This is a genomic window from Vibrio sp. 10N.222.48.A3, assembly GCF_041475345.1.
Taxonomy (GTDB): domain Bacteria; phylum Pseudomonadota; class Gammaproteobacteria; order Enterobacterales; family Vibrionaceae; genus Vibrio; species Vibrio tasmaniensis_A.
The window spans coordinates 1-2,601 of sequence record NZ_JBFRVX010000826.1; the positions used below are offsets into that span (position 1 = coordinate 1).

Genomic DNA, 2,601 nt, shown 5'->3' on the forward strand with positions numbered 1-2,601 from the left:
AGGCAGTCATATGCAAAACGATGTCTCTTCTACGCGTGACTCTACTCAGCGAACGGCTCAACGATCTACTCAAAAAGCGCCACAACCCAAACCTGAGAAGAAAAGCCTCAGTATTTTATTTGAGCTCAGCAAATTTATTCAGCCCTATAAAGGCCGTGTGATTGCAGCATTGATTGCGTTGATCTTCACGGCGAGCTTAACCCTTTCAGTCGGACACGGTATTCGTCTTCTTATCGACCAAGGCTTCAGTCAACAATCGTTATCAGATTTAGGCAGTGCGATTCAATTCATCATGGTTGTAGTCGTGTTGATCTCGATTGGCACCTTTTTCCGCTTCTATTTAGTCTCTTCTGTTGGGGAGCGTGTTAGTGCAGATATTCGCCTGTCGGTTTTCAATCACGTGGTGACACTTCATCCGAGTTACTTTGAAACCAATGGCAGTGGCGACATCATGTCGCGTATCACAACCGACACAACTCTGCTTCAAAGCATTATTGGTTCGTCGTTTTCTATGGCGATGCGTAGCGCATTAATGTGTATTGGCGCAATCATCATGCTGTTCGCGACCAACATTAAGCTAACGCTGATCGTGTTGGCCTCAGTGCCGTTTATCCTGATTCCGATTTTGGTATACGGTCGACGAGTGAGAGCCCTATCTCGCCAAAGCCAAGATTCGATGTCTGATGTCGGCTCTTATGCTGGCGAAGCGATTGAGCATATTAAAACGGTGCAAAGTTATAGCCGAGAAGCACAAGAGAAAGCGTCATTTGCGATTGAAGTGGAAAAAGCATATGAAATTGGACGTCAGCGAGTAAAGCAACGCGCGATTCTTATCTCTGGTGTGATTGTTATCGTGTTCAGTGCGATTGCAGGCATGCTTTGGGTTGGTGGCAGCGATGTCATCAACGGTACGATGTCGGCAGGTGACTTAGCGGCGTTTGTCTTCTATGCCATTATGGTAGCTTCGTCATTAGGTACCATTTCTGAAGTGATGGGTGAATTGCAACGTGCGGCAGGTGCGACAGAACGATTAATTGAAATTCTACAAGTTGAAAGCCATATTGTTGCGCCTGTAGAAAACCCAACATCACTCGATAACGTGACACCAGAAGTCGCTTTTGATGATGTGACCTTCTGTTACCCATCAAGACCCGACCAGCCCGCAACAAGCAACCTCACGCTAACGGCCCATGAAGGTAAAGTGTTGGCATTGGTTGGCCCGTCTGGCGCAGGTAAAACCACCCTATTTGAACTGCTGCAACGTTTCTACGACCCACAAATAGGCAAAGTAACCTTAGGCGGTGTTGAACTGAATCAGTTTGATCCTAACGAGCTAAGAAAGCAGATGGCACTGGTTCCACAGCAACCTGCTCTGTTCAGTAACGATGTGTTCCACAACATTCGCTACGGAAACCCGAAAGCAACGGACGAGCAAGTTATCGAGGCCGCTAAAAAAGCACATGCACATGAGTTCATCCAAAACCTACCTGAAGGCTATCACAGCTTTCTTGGTGAACGCGGTGTTAGGCTTTCTGGTGGCCAGAGACAACGTATTGCGATTGCTCGTGCCATCCTAAAAGATCCAAACATTCTATTGTTGGACGAAGCAACCAGCGCACTAGACAGCGAAAGTGAGCATCACGTTCAACAAGCTTTAGAAGAGTTAATGCGTGGCAGAACGACGATCATTATCGCTCATCGTTTATCAACAATTAAACACGCCGACCAGATTGCGGTGCTCGATAAAGGACAGCTAGTAGACATCGGCGACCACCAGTCTCTCATCAATAGCTGCGAATTGTACCAACGCTTAGTTGAACTGCAATTCAAACACCTTAGTGCGTAATCATTGAGTGGATGTGCGTAAGTCGTTTGTTTAGTGAGACACTAATCAATAAGTAACGAAAAGTTAAGTCACTGACATTGTGTGGTTTCAAGCTTCAAAAACTTAAATCACACGTGTTGCAGTTTTGTTAATTTAGCGGTAGGGTTTTTATTCCAATAACAACTTATCCCGATGAAGGATAAGCAGATTACATTAATTACCCAGATAACATTAACTACACAGATAACAATAAGAGAGTTCGCATGGAAGCACTATTATCTGACTACCCGGTAGTAACAGAAATCCCTGTCGCTTGGGGAGAAATGGACGCACTCAATCACGTTAACAACGCCGTATATTTTCGCTATTTCGAAACCGCTCGCTTAGATTTTTTCAAGCACGTTGAGCTGATGGAAGAGATGGCGATTACCAAAGTTGGTCCTGTTCTTGGTGACACTTACTGTAAGTATTTCCGCCCAGTCACGTATCCAGATACCTTGATGATTGGCTCGCGTGTTACAGACATTCAAGACGACCGCTTCACCATGGAATACGCGATCGTCAGTAAGGCTCAACAGAAGCTGACGACAATCGGCACTGCGACCATCGTTATGTTCGATTTTGCTTCAAACCAAAAAGCGCTGCTTTCACTGCGTTTAACCAATGAAATCGAGAAGATGAACACGTTAAAGAGCCCATGCTTCAAACAAGAAGCCGTGACGGAATAACGTATTCGCTGATTAAGAATAATCAGATACAAAAAGACCACTCGATTG

Annotated in this window: 2 protein-coding genes; both read left to right on the forward strand. The window is 45.3% G+C overall.

Annotated elements, in window-relative coordinates:
* Nucleotides 1-10 precede the first annotated feature (10 nt).
* Entirely contained in the window at nucleotides 11-1,846 is a 1,836-nt protein-coding gene (locus AB4653_RS20345; protein ID WP_102258487.1) for an ABC transporter ATP-binding protein/permease, read from the forward strand.
* Between the two features lie 242 nt (nucleotides 1,847-2,088).
* Nucleotides 2,089-2,553 carry a thioesterase family protein gene (locus tag AB4653_RS20350; RefSeq protein WP_009846805.1) on the forward strand — a complete coding sequence of 155 codons (465 nt, stop codon included), beginning with the start codon at nucleotides 2,089-2,091 and terminating at the stop codon, nucleotides 2,551-2,553.
* Nucleotides 2,554-2,601: the final 48 nt, after the last annotated feature.

Excerpts from the sequence above, each read along its gene's own strand:
- AB4653_RS20345 (WP_102258487.1), top strand. The coding sequence starts at position 11 with ATGCAAAACGATGTCTCTTCTACGCGTGACTCTACTCAGCGAACGGCT.
- AB4653_RS20350 (WP_009846805.1), top strand. The coding sequence starts at position 2,089 with ATGGAAGCACTATTATCTGACTACCCGGTAGTAACAGAAATCCCTGTC.